The 19,769-nt window shown below is 39.4% G+C and carries 17 protein-coding genes; 10 read left to right on the top strand and 7 right to left on the bottom strand.

The features are described from left to right. Positions 1 to 199 precede the first annotated feature (199 nt). Positions 200 to 1,813 (top strand): NAD(P)H-quinone oxidoreductase subunit 4, encoded by a 1,614-nt coding sequence (locus V7L07_RS25545; RefSeq protein ID WP_335061602.1) that lies wholly within the window; start codon positions 200 to 202, stop codon positions 1,811 to 1,813. Between the two features lie 161 nt (positions 1,814 to 1,974). Here V7L07_RS25545 and V7L07_RS25540 read toward each other — a convergent pair whose 3' ends face one another. From V7L07_RS25540 to V7L07_RS25530, 3 genes are all read right to left on the bottom strand, one after another. Further along, a complete protein-coding gene (locus V7L07_RS25540; RefSeq protein ID WP_335061601.1) occupies positions 1,975 to 2,115 on the bottom strand; it encodes a hypothetical protein in 141 nt (46 codons plus the stop codon). 104 nt (positions 2,116 to 2,219) lie between these two features. Further along, positions 2,220 to 4,448, bottom strand: a complete 2,229-nt coding sequence (locus V7L07_RS25535; protein WP_335061600.1) for a tetratricopeptide repeat protein — start codon at positions 4,446 to 4,448, stop codon at positions 2,220 to 2,222. A 250-nt stretch (positions 4,449 to 4,698) separates the two neighbouring features. Then, positions 4,699 to 5,868, bottom strand: coding sequence for a cysteine desulfurase family protein (locus V7L07_RS25530; RefSeq protein WP_335061599.1), 1,170 nt, complete (start codon positions 5,866 to 5,868; stop codon positions 4,699 to 4,701). 218 nt (positions 5,869 to 6,086) lie between these two features. On the opposite strand from V7L07_RS25530, the gene V7L07_RS25525 reads away from it, so the two are divergent. Further along, a complete protein-coding gene (locus tag V7L07_RS25525) occupies positions 6,087 to 7,718 on the top strand; it encodes a DUF655 domain-containing protein (RefSeq protein ID WP_335061598.1) in 1,632 nt (543 codons plus the stop codon). A gap of 123 nt (positions 7,719 to 7,841) precedes the next feature. Here the strand turns inward: V7L07_RS25525 and V7L07_RS25520 are convergent, their stop codons facing one another. Next, complete coding sequence (locus V7L07_RS25520) at positions 7,842 to 8,918, bottom strand: glycosyltransferase family 4 protein (protein WP_335061797.1); 1,077 nt, start codon at positions 8,916 to 8,918, stop codon at positions 7,842 to 7,844. Positions 8,919 to 9,753: 835 nt separating this feature from the next. Between V7L07_RS25520 and V7L07_RS25515 the strand changes: the two genes are divergently transcribed. Both V7L07_RS25515 and V7L07_RS25510 read left to right on the top strand, forming a co-directional pair. Further along, positions 9,754 to 10,563: an ABC transporter permease gene (locus tag V7L07_RS25515; protein ID WP_335061597.1), complete on the top strand. Its 810-nt coding sequence runs from the start codon at positions 9,754 to 9,756 to the stop codon at positions 10,561 to 10,563. 719 nt (positions 10,564 to 11,282) lie between these two features. Next, positions 11,283 to 13,109 carry a bifunctional serine/threonine-protein kinase/formylglycine-generating enzyme family protein gene (locus V7L07_RS25510; RefSeq protein ID WP_335061596.1) on the top strand — a complete coding sequence of 609 codons (1,827 nt, stop codon included), beginning with the start codon at positions 11,283 to 11,285 and terminating at the stop codon, positions 13,107 to 13,109. Positions 13,110 to 13,366: 257 nt separating this feature from the next. Here the strand turns inward: V7L07_RS25510 and V7L07_RS25505 are convergent, their stop codons facing one another. Then, positions 13,367 to 13,603, bottom strand: coding sequence for a hypothetical protein (locus tag V7L07_RS25505; RefSeq protein WP_335061595.1), 237 nt, complete (start codon positions 13,601 to 13,603; stop codon positions 13,367 to 13,369). Positions 13,604 to 13,964: 361 nt separating this feature from the next. Here V7L07_RS25505 and V7L07_RS25500 point away from each other — a divergent pair, with 361 nt between their 5' ends. Beyond that, the gene (locus tag V7L07_RS25500; protein ID WP_069070526.1) at positions 13,965 to 14,333 is read left to right on the top strand and encodes a Dethiobiotin synthetase; all 369 of its coding nucleotides are present in this window, start codon (positions 13,965 to 13,967) and stop codon (positions 14,331 to 14,333) included. A gap of 57 nt (positions 14,334 to 14,390) precedes the next feature. Here V7L07_RS25500 and V7L07_RS25495 read toward each other — a convergent pair whose 3' ends face one another. Then, positions 14,391 to 15,002, bottom strand: coding sequence for a hypothetical protein (locus V7L07_RS25495; RefSeq protein ID WP_335061795.1), 612 nt, complete (start codon positions 15,000 to 15,002; stop codon positions 14,391 to 14,393). A gap of 313 nt (positions 15,003 to 15,315) precedes the next feature. Between V7L07_RS25495 and V7L07_RS25490 the strand changes: the two genes are divergently transcribed. Together V7L07_RS25490 and V7L07_RS25485 are read left to right on the top strand one after the other, a co-directional pair. Further along, on the top strand, positions 15,316 to 16,119 hold the full coding sequence (locus V7L07_RS25490) for a hypothetical protein (RefSeq protein WP_335061594.1): 804 nt from the start codon (positions 15,316 to 15,318) through the stop codon (positions 16,117 to 16,119). Between the two features lie 215 nt (positions 16,120 to 16,334). Beyond that, complete coding sequence (locus tag V7L07_RS25485) at positions 16,335 to 16,604, top strand: hypothetical protein (RefSeq protein ID WP_335061593.1); 270 nt, start codon at positions 16,335 to 16,337, stop codon at positions 16,602 to 16,604. Here V7L07_RS25485 and V7L07_RS25480 read toward each other — a convergent pair. Continuing rightward, entirely contained in the window at positions 16,601 to 17,623 is a 1,023-nt protein-coding gene (locus tag V7L07_RS25480; RefSeq protein WP_335061592.1) for a zinc-dependent alcohol dehydrogenase, read from the bottom strand. The two genes, V7L07_RS25485 and V7L07_RS25480, sit on opposite strands and share 4 nt — an antisense overlap. A 168-nt stretch (positions 17,624 to 17,791) precedes the next feature. Here V7L07_RS25480 and V7L07_RS25475 point away from each other — a divergent pair, with 168 nt between their 5' ends. The 3 genes from V7L07_RS25475 (at position 17,792) to V7L07_RS25465 (ending at position 19,598) form a co-directional block, all read left to right on the top strand. Then, entirely contained in the window at positions 17,792 to 18,166 is a 375-nt protein-coding gene (locus V7L07_RS25475) for a hypothetical protein (RefSeq protein ID WP_335061591.1), read from the top strand. A gap of 132 nt (positions 18,167 to 18,298) precedes the next feature. Then, entirely contained in the window at positions 18,299 to 18,925 is a 627-nt protein-coding gene (locus tag V7L07_RS25470) for a hypothetical protein (RefSeq protein WP_335061590.1), read from the top strand. Positions 18,926 to 19,079: 154 nt separating this feature from the next. Beyond that, the gene (locus V7L07_RS25465; protein WP_335061589.1) at positions 19,080 to 19,598 is read left to right on the top strand and encodes a hypothetical protein; all 519 of its coding nucleotides are present in this window, start codon (positions 19,080 to 19,082) and stop codon (positions 19,596 to 19,598) included. The last annotated feature ends 171 nt before the right edge of the window (positions 19,599 to 19,769 follow it).

Genomic DNA, 19,769 nt, shown 5'->3' with positions numbered 1-19,769 from the left:
AGTTTACATTTAGAATAGAAAACGGCAAAATCAAATAAGTATTTATTCTTATTTATCCTGAAAAACTGACATTTGACGAGTATATATTCTTATCGACATTAAAAATTTAATCTTTTAAAGATCAAGAATGTTTACAAAAGTCAAAATTCCTTAATATAATGTAACTAAAAGCGAGAAGTCAAATTGATTGTCAGAAGTGATGAATGCTATTGAATTTCCCTGGCTAACAGCCATAATCCTCTTACCCTTGGTGGCTGCCTTAGCCATCCCCCTAATCCCAGACAAAGAAGGTAGAACTGTCCGTTGGTATGGTTTGGGAGTAGCGATCGCCGACTTTGCACTGATGATTTATGCCTTTTGGCATAACTACGACTTTCAGAGTTCAACACTCCAACTTGTAGAAAACTATCCTTGGATACCGCAGTTAGGTTTGCATTGGGCTGTGGGGGTTGATGGTTTATCGATGCCCTTGCTACTTCTGACAGGCTTAATAAATACCCTCGCAATCTTCGCGGCTTGGAAAGTTACCACCAAGCCGCGATTATTTTATGGTTTGATGTTGGCGATGTACAGCGCCCAGCTTGGTGTATTTGTCGCCCAAGATTTGCTGTTGTTCTTCCTAATGTGGGAAATCGAGTTAGTGCCGGTTTACCTGCTGATTTCCATCTGGGGAGGACAAAACCGCCGTTATGCCGCAACAAAATTCATTCTTTACACCGCCGCTGCATCAATATTTATCTTGATTGCCGGTTTTGCAATGGCATTCTCTGGAGATACTGTCACATTCGACATGGCAACTCTGGGAATGAAGGAATATCCCAAAACCTTGGAATTATTAGTTTATGCAGGTTTCTTGATTGCCTTTGGTGTGAAGTTACCGATTTTCCCTTTACACACTTGGCTACCTGATGCCCACGGTGAAGCATCAGCACCCGGTTCAATGATTTTGGCTGGTGTGTTGTTAAAAATGGGTGGTTATGCCCTCATCCGCTTCAATGTGGAAATGTTGCCTAATGCCCATGTGACTTTTGCCCCAGTGTTAGCAATTTTGGGTGTAGTGAACATTGTCTACGGTGCTTGCTGTGCCTTTGCCCAAACCAATCTCAAACGCCGCTTGGCTTACTCTTCAATTGCCCACATGGGGTTTGTGCTGATTGGAATTGCCTCTTACACAGAGTTAGGTATTAGCGGTGCAGTGCTACAGATGGTTTCTCACGGTTTGATTGCTGCTAGCTTGTTCTTCCTCTCTGGCGTGACTTACGATCGCACTCACACCTTGATGATGGATAAAATGGGCGGTATGGCCAAGGTAATGCCCAAAACCTTTGCTCTGTTTACCATTGGTTCAATGGCTTCTCTCGCCCTACCTGGAATGAGTGGTTTTGTGGGTGAGTTAATGGTATTTCTCGGTATCGCCACCAGTGATGTTTACAGTTCCAGCTTCAAAATTGTAGTTGTACTGCTGTCAGCCGTTGGCGTAATTTTGACACCAATTTATTTACTGTCGATGCTGCGCCAAGTGTTCTACGGTGAGCAAAATGAAGAGTTGCACTTGGATGCTGTAATATCTGATGTCAAACCCCGCGAAATATTTATTACCGCTTGTTTGCTGCTACCAATTATCGGAATTGGTTTCTATCCCAAATTAGCAACGCAGACTTATGATGTAAAGGCAGTAGAATTAGCTACCCATGCTCGTCAAGTTCTACCAGTAGTTGCTCATCAACAACCATCAAGTTTGTACTCGCGGATTTTCTCTGCACCAACATTGGCTAATTCTCAAGTTGAAAGTTCGATTAATATTTCTGAGTAAATTAACTTCCCATTAAGGGGCTGCAAGTAAATTCTAAATATTCAGGGGAATAAAGGGGTGGTTATGAAACCACCCCTAAAATTTTGGAATTTATCGAGTTGAAACAGATTTTTAAGTCAATACAGTTCAGATAAACCCAAAACACTTGTAGAGACGGCGATTTATCGCGTCTCGAAAACCCAAAATTGTTGCCAGTAGCCCTTTGAACCGTATTGATTTTTAAGTAGGAGCAATTCATGTAGACGCATTCGCAAAGCGGATTCCACCATGAGGGAACTCGGTTCTGGGTTAGATAGACTCATTTATTCGTTTACGTGACTCAGGGCTAAGTTTACCACTGTGACAGGCAGCGCCATAGAGTGCTGGGATCGGTATTAGCACAAAACTAAAGACTTAAATTATAATTCTATACTTTAGTCCAGATTGTAATTATTTGTTGCACATGTTCTCTACAATTTTGAATACTGGTGTCATCTGGAGCGAGAACCAGTGAGCGTTCAAATATTGTCAATGCCGCTTGATAGCTCTGGAATGCCTTTTCACTTTGAGATAAGTTTTTAAATAAACGACCTAAGCTCCAAAATATTTCTCCTTTTTTGTTGAGAGCACAAATATTATCAGGGGAAAGTGAGAGTGTATGGTCAAAAGTAGTTATAGCCTCTTGATAAGACTTTTGAGCTTTAAGGTGCTGCAATAACTTTAACTGTAAGTCAGCCACTTTTTTTAATACATAGCCTTTGTTATTAAGAGCATTGATGTCATCAGGGGAAAGAGAAAGGACAGACTCAAAAGTATTTATTGCTCCTTGATAAGACTGTTGTGCTTCAAAGTTCTGTGATAGTTCTAACTGTAAATTGCCTAACCTTAATAGTATTATCCCCTTGTTGAAAAGACTCTTAATATTATCGACGTAAAGGGAGAGTGCATTGTCAAAAGTATTTATTGCTTTTTGATAAGACTCTTGTGCTTCCTGTGGCTGCGATAATTTTAACTGTAAATCGCCCAATTTTGCTATTGTTAACCCTTTATTGGAGAGACTATTGATATCATGAGGCGAAAGGGAGAGTACATTGTCAAAAGTATTTACTGCTTTTTGATAAGATTCTTGTGCTTCTTGTAGCTGCGATAGCTCTAACTGTAAATCGCCTAAATTTAATAGTGCTGTTCCCTTATTGGAAAGACTACTGATGTCATTGGGTGAAAGAGAGAGTACATTATCAAAAGTATTTATTGCTTTTTGATAAGACTCCTGTGCTTCCTGTGGTAGCCATAATTTTAACTGTAAATCGCTCAATTTTGATAGTGCTATCCCCTTATTGGAAAGACTTTTAATATCATGGGCAGAAAGGGAGAGGGCATCGTCAAAAATAATAATTGCTTTTTGGTAAGATTTTTGTGCTTCCTGTAGGTGCGATAACTCTAACTGTAAATCGCCCAATTTTGCTATTGCTAAACCCTTGTTGGAAAGACTATTGATGTCATTAGGTGAAAGAGAGAGAACATTGTCAAAATTCTTTATTGCTTTTTGATAAGACTTTTCTGCTTCCTGTGACTGCGAGAACTTCAACTGTAAATCACCCAAATTTAATAGTACTGCCCCCTCGTTGTAAAGAGTCAAAATGTCCTTAGGAAAAAGGGAGAGTACATTGTCAAAAATATTTATTGCTTTTTGATAAGACTCTTGTGCGTTCTGTAGCTGCGATAACTCTAACTGTAAATTTCCCAAATTCAATAGTACTACCCCTTGGTTGTAAAGACTATTTATATCGTCAGGTGAAAGAGAGAGTATATTGTCAAAAGTATTTACTGCTTTTTGATAAGATTCTTGTGCTTCCGGTAGGTGCGAGAATTTTAACTGTAAATCGCCCAAATTTAATAGTGCTGTTCCCTTATTGGAAAGACTATTTATATCGTCAGGTGAAAGAGAGAGTACATCGTCAAAAGTATTTATCGCTTTTTGATAAGATTCTTGTGCTTGTTGTAGCTGCGAGAATTTTAACTGTAAATCGCCCAAATTTAATAGTGCTGTTCCCTTATTGGAAAGACTATTTATATCGTCAGGTGAAAGAGAGAGTACATTGTCAAAAGTATTTATTGCTTTTTGATAAGATTCTTGTGCTTCCGGTAGGTGCGATAATTCTAACTGTAAGTTGCCCAAGCTTTTTTGAGCAATCCCCCTGTATTTAAGAGCATAAATATCATCAGGGTGAAGGGAGAGGAAATCTCCAAAAGTATTTATCGCTTCTTGATAAGATTTTAGCGCTTCAATTGGACGTGATAAATTTAATTGTAATTTAGCAAAGTTTAATAATGCCAGTCCTTTATTATTGTGAATATAAATATCTTTAGGTGAAAGAAAAATAGCCTTTTGATAGGCGATAATCGCTTCTGTATAAGACTGATATGCTTCAAGCTCCTGTGATAGCTTTAATTGCACATTAGCCATTTTTACTAGTGCCAGACCTTTATGAAATACAACCAAGTTTTCATTTGGAAAAGATGACAAAATACTATCAAAAGTGGTAATTGCTGCTAAATACTCTTGTATTCCTTCTTGGTATCTAGATGCGGTAACACAGTAATCTCCTTCAACTAATGAAATTTTTCCTAACTGAAAATCTTTAGTAACGCTCATATTAAGACTGAAATATCAGGATCTTATTTAGAGTACCCACACAGCTAAAGATTATTGCTTGTTATTAAATACAATTTAGCTATAACCGATATTCCCCACCCTATCTGTCACAATAGGTTTTTACTCATTCAATCTGAGAGTAAAATAATTTTAGTCACTTTAATTTAGATACAGTAAGCATTTTGGGCTTAACGTACATTCCTGTTCCATTGCTACCAGAACCCCAAATACTAGTAGTCTTGCCAAAAATTTAACGCTTAACTAAAGATAAATCCGGTGTCAGCCTTTGCAAAACTTGCTTCAATACCATCACCGTCCAATCTATATCAGCTTCGGTAGTATCACGCCCCAACGTGATGCGAATTCCGCCTAAAGCCGCTTTTTCGGAATAACCCATCGCTAACAATATCGGGCTTGGGCTAAGTTTACCACTGTGACAGGCAGCACCAGCACTGATGCCGATGCCAGCAAGGTTTAGCTGTCGTACCAAGGTTTTACCGCTGAGTTTTTTCCCATCGGCGTTTTCTAAGCACATACTTACATGGTGAGGTAAACGATCGCAGCTATCCCCTGTAGGAATTAAACCAGGAATCTCAGCTAATTGAGCAAAGGCGCGATCGCGTAACTCAATCAATCGTGGTGTTTCTATAGCTAGTTCTTGGGCTGCTAATTCTGCTGCTACACCAAACCCCGCAATTATCGGTACTGCTTGCGTACCAGAACGCAATCCCATTTCTTGTCCACCACCAGCGATTAAAGGCATCAAATCCACACCAGGACGCACATATAACGCCCCTGCACCTTGGGGGCCATATATTTTATGACTAGAAAGGCTAAGTAAGTCTACTGGGAGTTGTTGCACATCTATAGGTAAGCGTCCCGCAGCTTGCACCGCATCTGTATGAAACAAAGCACCATGCGATCGCACAATTTTACCCAGTTCTGCGATCGGTTGTACAGTACCAACTTCACTTTGACCGTAAATTATCGAAACCAAAACTGTGTTATGTCGCAACGCCGCCTTTAAATCTAGGGGATTTACTCTACCTTTCACATCTACAGACAAGCGCGTAACTTCCCAACCCCACATTTCTAGCAACCTTACTGTTTCAGAAATTGCAGAATGTTCGACGCTGGAAATAATTAGATGTTGAGGAACAGCATACAACCGAGCCACACCCATAATCGCTAAATTATCTGCCTCAGTGCCACCAGAGGTAAAAACGATCGATTCAGGGGTAACAGCGTTAATTAAACCAGCAACTTGAACTCTGGCTTCTTCTACAACCGTTGCAGCCCGTTGTCCCCACTCATGTAAGCTGGAAGGATTGCCCCACTGTTGAGTGAGGACTGTTTGCATAACTGCGATCGCTTCTTTTCGAGTGGGTGTAGTGGCGCTGTAATCTAAATAAATTTGCATATAACCGAATAATGGTGAGAACACAGGTTAGTAGTAGACTGCTGTTCTTGTCAGCATATACAGTTTTAGTGGACAAATCCTGAAAAAATCTCTGTAATTCTGCTTCTAGCGGTGGATTTTTCCCAATACTAGGAAAACTATTTCTCTACTTCATTCAGAACGCAAAATTTTGGGAATGATAAATATGTCCACTCCCAATCCACTTTTAACAGATTACAGTGCAAGTTATTTCTAGACAAAGATATTTTTTATATATCTTTTTACTGATATTCTCCCTCGCTGGTTGTCAACGAGTCCAGTCTTCTAATCAGCGTCCAGCACCCTTAACACAAGACCCGCTAGTTCAAGTTTACTTTAATCATTCTGAGTCTTCAGAATACCAAGAAAGTTACCGTCAGCAAACTCGCCTTGGGGATGATTTAGAAAAACAGATTGCCGATGCTATTACGCAGGCTAAATCTACAGTAGATGTTGCGGTACAAGAATTACGTTTACCCAAAGTTGCCCAAGCACTGGTTGATAGACAAAAAGCTGGGGTAAAAGTCAGGATAATTTTAGAAAATACCTACAGCCGACCTTGGAGTAGCTTAACATCTACTGAAGTCGATAAGTTAGATAAAAGAGAACGGGAACGCTATAATGAATCCCGCAAATTTATCGATATTAACCAAGATAATCAACTTAGCCCAGCAGAAATCAATCAAAGAGATGCTTTGATGATTTTGCAGAATGCCAAAATTCCCTGGTTAGACGATCAAGCAGATGGTTCGGCGGGTAGCAGTTTGATGCATCACAAGTTTGTGATTGTGGACAATCGCCTTGTAATTATCACTTCGGCCAATTTTACATTAAGTGACACTTCTGGAGATTTTACAAATTCCAGCAGTTTAGGCAATGCCAATAACTTATTGCAAATTGACAGCCCAGAATTAGCATCTTTATTTACAGAAGAGTTTAATATTATGTGGGGGGACGGGCCAGGAGGTCAACCAGATAGTCGATTTGGTTTAAAAAAGCCAATGCGTTTACCTAAACAAATAACTTTAGGTAATACCAAAATTACTGTGCAATTTTCGCCTACTTCTCCAACTCAACCTTGGAGTAACAGTAGTAATGGTTTAATTGGCAAAACTTTAGATTCAGCAACTCAATCTATTGACATGGCATTATTTGTTCTTTCCGAACAGCGTCTTGCCAATATTTTAGAAAAACGCCATCAACAAAGTGTGGAAATTCGCGCTTTAATTGAACCACAATTTGCCTACCGTCCTTATAGTGAAGCATTAGATATGATGGGGGTTGCTCTCAGTAACAAATGTAAATATGAAATTGACAATCATCCCTGGTCAAATCCAATTACTACCGTGGGCGTACCTGTGTTAGCCAAAGGTGATTTATTGCATCACAAATTTGGTGTTCTTGATAGTCAAACAGTAATTACAGGTTCTCATAATTGGTCTGATGCTGCCAATAATGGTAACGATGAAACTATTGTAGTAATTGAAAATCCGATAGTTGCTGCTCATTATGTACGAGAATTTGCGCGTCTTTATAGCAAAATTAAACCAGGATTGCCAACAGCAATTCAAGAAAAAATTAAATTAGAGCAAACACGCTGTCCACAAATAAAAACTTCTTCATCAACTGATTTACAAACAATTCAAAAAGTAAATATCAACACCGCAAGTTTAGAAGAATTGGCAACTCTCCCTGGCGTAGGTAAAAAGTTAGCACAGCGAATAATTTTTAGTCGTCAACAGCAAAAATTTACATCTTCACAAGACTTGGAAAGAGTTCCAGGAGTGAGTGCTAAGATGTTGGGAAAATGGATCGATCGCATAATTTGGTAAAATCGCATAGCATTTTTTCTTAGCCCACGGAGGTGGGCTTTGTTTGTGTACCTGCGTTTGCCCTTGGTGTGCCGGAGGCATCATTCTATTCGCCAGGGTTGTAAAATTACACAAATGCGATCGCTAGCTAGCTAAATCAACCAAACTGCGGAAATGCCCATTCTGAGAAAATCGTTCTGCTATTACTTGTTTATAAACTGTTTCATAGCCATCAGTCATGTGCCCAACGCTGAAAAGGTCTTCCACATATTGACGACAAGCATAGCGGTCTAACTCGATGGTGCGATCGATGGCACTGATGCACTCTTGAATATTATTGCAAAGAAAACCCGTCTTACCGTGAGAAATTACCTCTTCAGTAGACCCCAATTTCATTGCAATGACTGGCGTACCCGAAGCCATTGACTCAATCATTACCAATCCAAAGGGTTCTCGCCAGGTAATCGGGAACAGAGTTGCGACTGCACCACCCATAAGGGCATTTTTTTGAACATGGTTGGCTTCACCCAAATATTCAATTTGCTCCCCATCAATGTGCGGTTTGATTTCCTTCTCAAAGTATTCCACATCAACAACATCTATCTTACCTGCCATTTTTAAATGCCAGCCAGCTTTTTTGGCAATTTCTATCGCTAAGTGCGCTCCCTTCTCTGGAGACATCCGACCTAAAAAAGCTAAGTAAGGAGGATCTTCTGGTTGAGAGTGAAACTCATAACTGCTAACATCAATCCCGTTATAAACCGTTGCTATAGAGTTCAACCCTAACCTTGGTTCTCGTTGTGAATTGGAAATATTGATGTAGGGTTGTTTTTTACCAAAACTAAACATCTTTTCGTTGTCAGGGGTAAAAATACCGTGCAACGTATGAACTGTAGGGGTTTTGACAAGATTTGCATAAGCCAGTGCCCCATGTCCGATATGGGAGTGAATAATATCAAACTCTTCTGCGCGTTCATACACCGAAGCGATATTCAGCATCTCGTAAATGCCGTAATCTTTGATAGTAGGATCGAGTCTGAGGGCACGGGGATGAACAGACGTTAGTTTTGCCAGACTAATAGAATCTCCCGATGCAAATAGAGTTACTTCATGTCCGCGTCGGACTAATTCATCGGTCAGTAACCCTACTACTAACTCTATGCCACCATAAGCTGGCGGCGGTACTCTTTCCCACAATGGAGCTATTTGAGCAATTCTCATCATAAACCTCCTAAAAATAAAACTTGAATTAGAAGTTTTTTATTTCTGTTGTTTTAGTGCTTGTAATTGATTCACTTTGCCATCAGAAAGTAACTTCAGCTACTAAACTTATTAACAATTTCCTTCAAATCTTACGCTCTTACTTCTATATTTTTCGTCTATCCTAGTACGGAAATTACCCACTCCTAAAGAGGTAAATGTATTCTAATTTATTAACTTTTGTGTTATTTATTGCAGTTTTCAATAGAGATTTTTTTTCTAAATAAGAACTTGATAAAATCGTCGAAAACTAGCTTTCAATGGTTAAATTATGCGAAAAAGCTCTATTTGTAACTATCAATTATCTGATTTTAAAATGTTAATTAAAGAATAAAATGTGTAGAGACTATTTGGACGGCTTTCCGTACAAGGATAAATTGTGGTCGTCCAAAAGGTAGATTTACAGCAAATTGCAATCAAACGCACCACAGATAAAAGTACTAAAAGCAATACTAGGCTTTGTTTTAGGATTTATTTTTGTAGTGGGTTTGATCGAAAACTGTTGTAAGAAAGGCAGTCCTGATCAAACAAGTTTCACAGCCTTGAATGAAAGAATGACTGGGGACTGGGGACTGGGGACTGGGAACTAGTATTTTTACTCAGCACTCAGCACTTTCAAGTCAGGAGCTAGGAGGAAGAAAACTTTAGTTCTCGGTATAGAGCGGCAGTCAAAAAAAGAATTGGGGCAAGACGCGTAGCACGAATCGCATTGCGTCCTTGAAGAAGAGTTAAATAGTTGACTTATTGCATTAAATATGATATTTTGTATTGCTATCAACAAAAATCATATATAAGCGTGAATATCTCTCCATCTCTCAAAAAACCGCGTGTCTCATGGCAGGCGGTTTTCTCAGTGCTGATGTTTGTGTTCATGTACCTGCCCATACTGGTACTTAGCTTTTATAGCTTCAATCAATCGCCCTACAGTGCAACTTGGCAAGGATTTACTCTCGACTGGTATCGCAAGTTGTTCAGTGACGATCGCATTTTATCCGCTTTGCAAAATAGTATGATTGTTGCTGGTTGTGCTGTGGCAATTTCAGCAGTGCTAGGAACCTTGATGGCGGTTGGGTTGGCGCGTTACGAATTTCCTGGTAAGAAATTGTATCAGGGTGTTGCTTACCTACCATTGATTATTCCTGATATTGCGATCGCAGTGGCTACCCTCGTTTGTCTAGCCACCTTTGCAATCCCTTTGAGTTTGTGGACGATAGTTGCAGCCCATATAGTGTTTTGTCTCGCCTATGTCGGACTTGTAGTTGCTTCCCGACTGACTAATTTAGATCCACACTTAGAAGAAGCAGCACTAGATTTAGGTGCGACACCAACCCAAGCTTTCATCCAAGTATTGTTACCTCAATTAATGCCTGGGATTGTCGCTGGTTGTCTCTTGGCTTTTGTCCTCAGCTTAGATGACTTTCTCATTGCCAGTTTTACTGCTGGTAGCGGTTCTAACACCTTACCAATGGAAATTTTTAGCCGCATTAGAACAGGAGTTAAACCTGATATTAATGCTTTAAGTGTCATGTTAATTTTAGTATCTGCGATCGTTGCTCTTGTCGCTGAGTTAATTCGCATTTCGGGAGAAAATAAAACTTTCAAATAAGAGTCACGTCGCTTCTCTACGAGACGCCAAGGGCGAACGCTCCAAATTCAAAATTCAAAATTAATGATCCCCATAAATAAATTTAGGGGCTTGTATCCTTTTCGTTTTCGGTCAGAATTCCGAATACCGAATACCGAATACTCTAAGCATAAATGGATAGAGTTTTAAGGTGAGTATACTTAATACTAGTTTCGCCCACTATTACACTCGCTTTTAACCAATATTTATTACCAACTTGTACATAATTAATACTGAATTCTGACTCCTGGGTTCTGAATTCTGCTGATAAAAATTATAGGGTATTTGGTTCTTAGTGAACTTTTTTGAATAGTGAACAACAGCTATATTAAAATTTAGGGTGCATTGGGCTTGCCATAAATTACTAATATCATGGCAATATGCCGTACTTTCTGCTAGCATAACTTCTTACTATAGATAAGGGAACTCCAATAAATAAATTATCCAATATTGTGGGGTGGGCATCTTGCCCGCCCAGTCCATAATATGGTTATCGTGTCGCCCACCCCACAAGAGCTAATTGAATATTTTTTATTTGGAAGTCCCTAAGTAAATAAATAAAATTTATTCATTCTTCTATCCTCGTGTGAAAGATAGTTTTAAACACATGAAAAAACTTCCGTGTTCACTTCTCTACATAACTGTTTTCAATTAGATAATATTGGGGCTAACTTTGGAGAAGATGCTATTTCCCCCTCATTATGCAAATCTGCCAAAATCCCAATTGCTCAAATCCATTCAACTCTGATAGCAATAGATTTTGCGTGAGTTGCGGACAAAGCAACTTTGGCAAACTTCTCAGAAACCGTTACCGCGTATTAAGACTTTTAGGTGAAGGTGGATTCAGTAGAACTTATGCTACAGAAGATGTCGATAGACTAAACGCACCTTGCGTCATCAAGCAATTTTTCCCACAATTTCAGGGAACAGGACAACGCACGAAAGCAGCAGAATTTTTTAAAGAAGAGGCTTTTCGGTTGTATGAACTGGGAGAAAATCATACCCAAATTCCCAGATTACTAGCTTATTTTGAACAAGGTACTAGTTTGTATCTTGTTCAAGAGTTTATTCAAGGAAAAACTCTCTTACAAGAAGTTCAGCAACAAATTTATGGCGAACAACAAATTTGGGAACTTTTAGCCGATTTATTGCCAGTTTTGGAATTCATTCATACCCATAACGTCATTCATCGGGATATCAAACCAGAAAATATTATCCGTCGTGCCAGTGATGAAAAACCCGTATTAATTGACTTTGGCGGTGCTAAACAGGTAACACAAACCAGTATAGGCAGACAAGCTACAGTAATTTATACCCTTGGCTATGCCCCAACCGAACAAATGGCTGGATTTGCTTGTCACGGCAGTGATTTGTATGCTTTGGGTGTAACTTGTGTGCGTCTTTTAACTCAATGTTTGCCTTTTCAGGATGCTTCTGGACAAGTTAAAGATCCTATTTATGATGCCATGAATGCTAAATGGTTGTGGCGCGAACGTTTACAGCAAAAAGGTATTACTATCAGTGACGACTTAGGAAAAATTTTAGATAAATTACTCAAACATTTACCGAGCGAAAGGTATCAAACAGCAGTAGAAGTTATCAACGATTTGAAGTTTATAACATCGAACATTGAACCTGTCGCCCTAAAAATTGTTTCGATGCCTCAACCCATATTACAGCCGCTACCACAAAAATTAATCGAACCATTACCCGCCTTAGAAACCTTTGAATTTGACGTAGTGACAGTAGACACAGGTGGTAGAGAAGTAAACCGCATGAGTTGCAATGCCAACTTCTTTGCCGAAGAATTGAGTAAGTCTGTCACATTAGAAATGGTATCAATTCCTGGCGGTACTTACATGATGGGTTCACCAGAGTTTGAAGGAGATGCTGACGAACGTCCTCAACATCAAGTTACTGTCGAACCATTTTTTATGGGGAAATTTCCCGTAACTCAAGGACAATGGAGAATAGTAGCAGCTTTACCTAAAGTCAAACAAACTTTAAATCCTCATCCGTCGAAATTCAAAGGTTTAGATAGACCAGTAGAAAATGTATCTTGGTATGAAGCTGTAGAATTCTGTCTCAGGCTATCAGAAAAAACTGGACGCGACTATCGTTTACCGAGTGAGGCTGAATGGGAATACGCTTGTCGTGCTGGAACTACAACATCCTTCCACTTTGGTGAAACCATTACCTCTGAGTTAGTTAGCTGCACTATGGAACCAAAAAGCAAATTCCGTAAAGAAACAACAAACGTAGGCAGTTTTGAAGTCGCCAATGCCTTTGGATTATATGATATGCACGGGCTAGTTTGGGAATGGTGTGCTGATTCGTGGCACAACAATTACAACGGCGCACCCTCAGATGGAACAGCTTGGGAAGTTGGTGGTGATATTAATCGTCGAGTGCTACGCGGTGGTTCTTGGAGTTTCAACGCAGAACTTTGTCGCAGCGCCAGTCGCAGCTGGAATGAGTCAGACGGTGGACTGAGGATTTGTGGCTTTAGAGTAGTATTTTCACTCTAGATATTGACATCGTTTTGCTTAGTTTCTCGATCAGCTAATCGGTATTCAAATTACATAATTAGGATATTTTTTTGATTTAGCAATAATGATGTTGGTATTTATCAATATGCACTGAGCCTTTGGGATCTGAGTGGAGTGTAAGATCGTTTTGCAGTGAATGGGCGATCGCAGTGAGAAATTTTAAGCGATCGCCCACTGATAAATTGTATATTTTACTTTTTTAAATCGGACACTCTCATAATTTTTATGACTACACATCAAAGTATTTCAGAAATGGCAAACTCATCATTTATAGAAGCAGTTCCTATTTGAATCTTTGGCTCACTAACCCTGACTTCCAGTTGTTCTTCTGGATTGTTGACATCAACTAATTTATCTTTTACATACTCATTCTCTCGGATTTGTCGAACAATACTTTCTAACAGCCAAAGTTGTTCTTCTACAGACAAGGCAAGGATAGAGCGCTCAATTTCTAGTAAATTCGGTGAGATCATTTTGCTTTTGATTCCTAGTAAGGTGTATTTTTCAAAGATTTTATCGTAAATTAAAGGGTTTAAGACCCCTACAATCTACATGTAGCACACATTTCAGTCGAGGTTTAAATCCCTGTCTTAAATGTCTTTAATTTTGAATTTTGTTAGCGCAGCGTTAGCGAGTCATCGAGCGTCATTTTTAATTTTGAATTGTTAAATTCAGTCTATCTGGTTAACCTAGAACATCGCAAATCCTCCATCATTTTCCCCACGCCTATCTTTTCACAAATTACAAGAGATTGCTATAAATAACCAGAAAACAATTTTATGACTTTTTAATTAAGTATTCCTGCTGAAGCAAAATGTAAGGTAAACTGGCTACATGAATTACGAAACAGCTAGGAAACTCCTCATAGATCAGACAATCACTACCGAGGAAAACCCAGATGCGCTGTTAACGCGTATGAAACAGGGCAAACCGCCGGTACCCGGTCAGATCACCTCGATTTTGTTGGCGTTGAAAGTGGTGTTTGAAGCCCTCAAAGATGCAAAGAGCCTAGACCGAGAATTGGCTTTGGCCCTTTATCAGTTAAGCATTAAGGCACAACAGCTATTTGGCGCAGGGCGTAAAGCCGGAGTTGATTGGCCGCCACTGCTGAAGGAAGATTTACTACGAATTTCCTTAGCATCTGAAAGTATCTTTTCAGGCACATGGCAAACTCTAGCTCAGATGGAATTGGGGAAGTTGTAAAACACCACTCAGTAATCTTTCAACGAATGAGGGGAATAAGCAATACCCAATGCCCCATTAACGAATTTGCAGTTCCTTTTCTAATTTGTCTAGGTCAGTTTTGAGCAAAACTGTCATTTGACCAGTAAAAGCTTTGCCAGCCTTGGGTTGGGCAATTTCCACCCAATATACATAGCGATCGCCTACTCGTAATTCTCCCTTTAAAGCTTCCCGAATCGGAGTTTTGGCTAGACGCGCCGAATTAACTACCTTTTGGCTGGGATATTGATACACGACTTGGGCGCGATCGTAGTCTTGATAAATCTCTAAGCCATAAATCACCCGCAAGGATTCTTGAAGGCGCTCAAATGTCATGCCGTTAATGGCATCATACATAGCAATACGCTCACTGCGAATTGTGCCTCGGTCTTTGGAAAACTCCACCCTACCGGGAGGCAATACCGACGCTTGAAAAGTGAATCTTTGGGCAGCTGTATCAGTTTTTTGCACAAATAATTGCTCCCCACTCCTGGGACGGAGTGTAGGATGTGCTTTAATCCAGGTGCCCACTTCCTCTGTACTTTGCCCTGGTAAAGCATTAGCTTGGGAATCAAAAAGCGTTCCTATGCACAGCCAGGGCACTAGAGAAAAAGGCAAAATTAAATAGTTAAGCAGAGATTTTTTGAGCATTTTGCTGTTCGGGACTTTCATATAAATTTCTCCATTCGGGAGTAATCATAGTCTTCCCGTTTTTCAGCAAGATTATTTCAATAGGTCAACCTAACTTAAGATATCAGGGATCTTACTTATCAACGCTCTATCAGAGAAAAAGCTAGTTTTTAGGACTTGTGTGTACACCATAGCTTTGCAAGAAGGATATGTAGAAAATATTGTATTTTAATGTTTGAGATATTTATTTTTTGGGAACCATACATAGAGTGATAGTAAATTTATCGGACTATCTACTAGCAAATGGTATTTAAATACTCAACTATATCCAGATATGAAAAAAACAATTACACAGATATCTGCTTTTAGCTTTTGGTTTATTTATAATGCTTTTGTCGGTAAGTTAATACTCCATTATCTCCTAAATCTAGAATTTATTCCAGCAAGTATCTGTTATATATTTATTATCGTACTACCATTTATTTTATTCTTTGAGATATTTGTAAAGATACTCTTGCTCTCAACTATTTCTAGCAAATTAAAAATTGTACCAGTACAGTTAGAATCTCTATCTCAAATAGATATTAAGACTTTCAAGTACTACACGAATACTTTAGAGTCCCTTGGTTTTACTAAAATTAGTGACTTAGAACTGTCAGAATCTTCCCTTACTGTCGCTAGAATTTTTTCCCATCCAAAACATTTTTGTTTTGCAGAAGTCATTCAAACGCCTGGGCGTTCGGCAGTCTTTTGTGCTATTGGTAGCGCTTTAGAGAAAGAATGGTCAGTTAGTTTTAGAGATAATTCTTTTATTCACGCTATTGTCTACGCCTTTTTACGCCGCCCAAAAGGAATAATTGTTGTTAAACAAGGAGTAACTCCTGAAGAACTATTGCGATCGCATCTAAAATTTCGGCAGAAAATAATGCGTGACTTGAATTTACAGCTATTGCCGGATATTTCTATAGAAGCTTATTTTGATCAATCGCAAAGAGCAAGGATAGGTCAGAGAAAAGCACTATGGCGTAAAAGTGTCATTATTGGATTGCTAGAAATGGGACTTTTTAACTTCAAATCTGAGGTTCAAAAATCTGAATGGCTGGGAGATTATGCTCGTTTAGCAGTTAAAAAAGGCTAATGTCAGTAATTCGACAGAGATTTTCTCATCTATAAACTGCTTTTAACCCCAAATCTGCTTCGATAATCTAGACTGAGGTTGCCAAAGACGGCACATCAGGTATTAAACTAACAAAGCTGAAGCCATCTCAAGGCTTCAGCTTTTCGTTTAAATATTATCAGGACAGTAACAGCAAGTTTTCTTGTAGGGAAAAAGAAGTAATCTACTGGCTGACCTTGCTTGATCGATTAAAAGCTCTATCTAGCCTAACTGCTCAAGAGTTGTTACTGAATCGTAGTAGTACTCTCAGATGTCATCCCATCAAGTGGGAAGATACTAGCGAAAGGGCATTTGGTTTGCCAAATAAACAACAATTGGTTGATATACCATATCAGTTTTCTATCTCCTCAAATGAACATGGTACGGTTCATGGGTTCTTTATTAACGAGATTTTCTACATTGTTTGGCTAGATCCAGATCATCTGCTGTACTCCGCAAAAAATTAAGGAATCATCGCTACCTTAATTACTTTACGCGCTTTCATATCAGAAAACACCTGTTCTAAATCTTTTAATGGCCGCTGTTCGCTAATAAGTAACTCAAAGGGAATTTTACGACTAGCTATCAGTGCTAAAGCCGATCGCACATACTCTGGTGTATTATGAAACACGCCTTTGATGGTAAGTTCGCTATAGTGTAGCTGTTCTGTATTGACGGTAATGCTGGTATCTCGTGGACATCCACCGAATAAGTTGACTGTTGCACCAGGACGCGCACAGGCGATCGCAGTTTCCCAAACACTTGGTACACCAGTGGCTTCAATTACTACATCTGCGCCCCATCCTTGGGTAAGTTCTTTGACCACACTGGGAATATCCGAGATTTGATGATAATTAAAGGTCTGGGCTGCACCCAATTTCTGACCAATTTCTAATCTGTGGTTATTACCTCCCCATAGCAAAACTTCAGCTTTCTCACTCAACGCCGCCACAAACATCAACCCGATCGCCCCATCTCCTAAGACGACTACTTTATCTTCAGATTTAATATGAGAACGCGCTACACCATGCAACACACAAGCTAGAGGTTCCGTCATCGCTGCCAATTCACACGGCAACTCATCGGGAATCTGCAATAAATTATGCTCTACTATCGGTGCGGGAATTTTTAGGTATTGGGCAAATGTACCATTATTCCAGGTCAAATTTGGACATAAGGAATATTCTTGACGTTGACAAAAAAAGCATTTCGTGCAGGGAGCCGAATTGTTAGCGACAATGCGATCGCCTACTTGCCAATTTATCACCCCTGCACCCAAGGCAACAATTCGCCCAGCACCTTCATGACCAAACAGCGTCGGCGGTATGAGCATTTTGGCATGACCACCACGCCGCCAGACTTTCAAATCTGTCCCACAAGTTGTTGCTGCCCCCACTTGGATCACAACTTCGCCAGCCGCCGGAGTGGGATCGGGAACTTCTTCTAGGCGTAAATCTTCTTGACCATGAAGTAATGCTGCTAACAAAACTTTAAAACCTATTAATTAGCTCCATCCGATTTTACCAGTTGGAATTGGAACTTATTAAGCCTAGTGAGCGCCTGACCGCAATATTTTGGCAAAAATTTCAACCCCTTCGGATATAGTGTATTTAATGCCGAAACTACAACTGTAAAATCACTGTTTTATTAACTTATGGAAGCAGTAACACTGACAGCAGCAGCGATCGCTACCTTAGTCATTACCAAAGCCTTTGAAAAAACTGGCGAAATCATAGGCGAAAAGGCTTGGAATAAAGGGAAAAACCTGTTATTTCTGCTAAAGCGCAAAGAACCCAGCACAGCAAAAGCTATAGAACAGGCTCAAATACAACCTCTCAATTACGGTCAAGTCCAACTGATTGAACAGCAATTAGAAGCAGCGGCAAAGAAAGATCCTGAAATTGGTCAAGCTATAGAAGCTTTAGCCAATGAAGCAAGAGATCAATTGACAACAACTATTGAGAGTTGGCAAGGTATCAACATTAAAGGTGGAACTAATACTATTTCTGGCAATACGTTTAACTTCTGACTAAAGTCGCCCGTGCGGGAACGGATAAAGTCAAATCCCTCAGAATTTATTCCCTACACTATTGCTGTTCTCGTTCTATGCGTTGGAATAGTGTACCAACACCATAGATACGAAAATATTATTAGGCAAGTAGTGATTTCACCTAATAAATCTACTTCTGGAACTTCCCTTATTCCAGTAGCAGAGCCTTCGCCTACTACATCGTCACTACCTCAACCCTCACCGAGTCCCCTTCCAAAGCTTACTTCTCAACCGTCTCCTAATCCTGTGCAATCTCCTCTTCGTCTGCTGTCAGCAACTCGACCATTGCCAAGCTTACCTGAACAGAAGACTTCTTCAACTTCCTTTAGTCGAGTGAAACGTTCCTCTACTGCACAATCAGCAACTTTGCCATCAACGGATGCCCCAAAGAAGCTTAATTCCATATCTTCCTCTACTGAACAGTCAGTGCCTCAGTTCTCAGCGAGTTCAACTCCAAAGTCTACTTCTGTAACTCCCCCTAATGGGGTAATATCTTCTCCTAATTCAGTACATCCGATAGCACCCAATCAGTCTGACCCATTTTCGGTAGCTGAACAACTCGTGCAACCACCAGAATCAATAATGTTGCAACCAGCACTTACATCGTCGAAAGAGTCATCAAAAGAGCAATCAGAACCCTCAATGACGTTGCAGTCACCGCTTACATCAAAGCAGTCATCGAAAGAACTATCAGAGCCATCAGTGACGTTGGAACGACCGCTTACATCAGGGCATTGACCAGAAAGGCTACTAATTGAAATAATTTGCCACAATCATCTATATTTATAAAGCGAAATAAAACACTACTTTGTAGCACAGATTATGTTAATATCAATTAGCATTATTTTGAGCAAAAAATAAAATTATATTAGTATCTAAGGATGATTAGATAATGTTGAAGAGTCTACCGTTAATACTTTCCCTAGTTCCTACATTACAGCCTTTTTCGGATTTTTCAGTTAGTCAATATTTTATTTCTTATATTACAGATAAGAATAATTCTTTTAATAATCTAGAGACAATCATTGCCCAGCGAAAATTACCTACTTTTGAAAAGGACGGATTCGTATTTCAGTATACGGGATGCGAAAGACTCTCTTCAGATTCGATAAAGTGTAATTTTGTAGTAAACAATAAGCAGCGAACTAGACCGCTTGAAATTGTTCGTGAGGAAACAAGGATAATAGATAGTGCTGGGAATGAATTTATAGCCTTACAAGTTAATCTGGGCACTAAAAAAGATAATTCTGTTGGAATCCTAAACGACAAGGTTGTAAGATTTGCAATTAATCAAATTCCAACTAAGGCTCCTATGAACGGTAGTGCTATATTTCGTGGAGACATAGCAAATAAAATAGTATTATTTGATATATACACTGGTGATTATCATATTGAGTTTAGACCAATTTAGGACTTTTGACTCCTCAAAATACTCTGTAAAAATCAAATCTAGATTTTGGTTTTCGCATTGATTCCGTGTGATTTCATGTCGGATATTTTTTGCTCCCCCTGTGAATATTTACGATTACTCTATTGGTATCCCATATCCCACACTACCTGCTAGGAATGTGGATTGATTAAT

The organism is Nostoc sp., assembly GCF_036916985.1.
In the GTDB taxonomy this organism is placed as follows: domain Bacteria; phylum Cyanobacteriota; class Cyanobacteriia; order Cyanobacteriales; family Nostocaceae; genus Nostoc.
This window is presented reverse-complemented; position numbering and strand designations above follow the sequence as displayed.

What these genes read in the sequence shown, in the direction of transcription:
- V7L07_RS25545 (WP_335061602.1), top strand. Translation starts at nt 200, where the DNA reads ATGAATGCTATTGAATTTCCCTGGCTAACAGCCATAATCCTCTTACCC.
- V7L07_RS25540 (WP_335061601.1), bottom strand. Translation starts at nt 2,115, where the DNA reads ATGAGTCTATCTAACCCAGAACCGAGTTCCCTCATGGTGGAATCCGCT.
- V7L07_RS25535 (WP_335061600.1), bottom strand. Translation starts at nt 4,448, where the DNA reads ATGAGCGTTACTAAAGATTTTCAGTTAGGAAAAATTTCATTAGTTGAA.
- V7L07_RS25530 (WP_335061599.1), bottom strand. Translation starts at nt 5,868, where the DNA reads ATGCAAATTTATTTAGATTACAGCGCCACTACACCCACTCGAAAAGAA.
- V7L07_RS25520 (WP_335061797.1), bottom strand. Translation starts at nt 8,918, where the DNA reads ATGAGAATTGCTCAAATAGCTCCATTGTGGGAAAGAGTACCGCCGCCA.
- V7L07_RS25510 (WP_335061596.1), top strand. Translation starts at nt 11,283, where the DNA reads ATGCAAATCTGCCAAAATCCCAATTGCTCAAATCCATTCAACTCTGAT.
- V7L07_RS25505 (WP_335061595.1), bottom strand. Translation starts at nt 13,603, where the DNA reads ATGATCTCACCGAATTTACTAGAAATTGAGCGCTCTATCCTTGCCTTG.
- V7L07_RS25500 (WP_069070526.1), top strand. Translation starts at nt 13,965, where the DNA reads ATGAATTACGAAACAGCTAGGAAACTCCTCATAGATCAGACAATCACT.
- V7L07_RS25495 (WP_335061795.1), bottom strand. Translation starts at nt 15,002, where the DNA reads ATGCTCAAAAAATCTCTGCTTAACTATTTAATTTTGCCTTTTTCTCTA.
- V7L07_RS25490 (WP_335061594.1), top strand. Translation starts at nt 15,316, where the DNA reads ATGAAAAAAACAATTACACAGATATCTGCTTTTAGCTTTTGGTTTATT.
- V7L07_RS25475 (WP_335061591.1), top strand. Translation starts at nt 17,792, where the DNA reads ATGGAAGCAGTAACACTGACAGCAGCAGCGATCGCTACCTTAGTCATT.
- V7L07_RS25465 (WP_335061589.1), top strand. Translation starts at nt 19,080, where the DNA reads ATGTTGAAGAGTCTACCGTTAATACTTTCCCTAGTTCCTACATTACAG.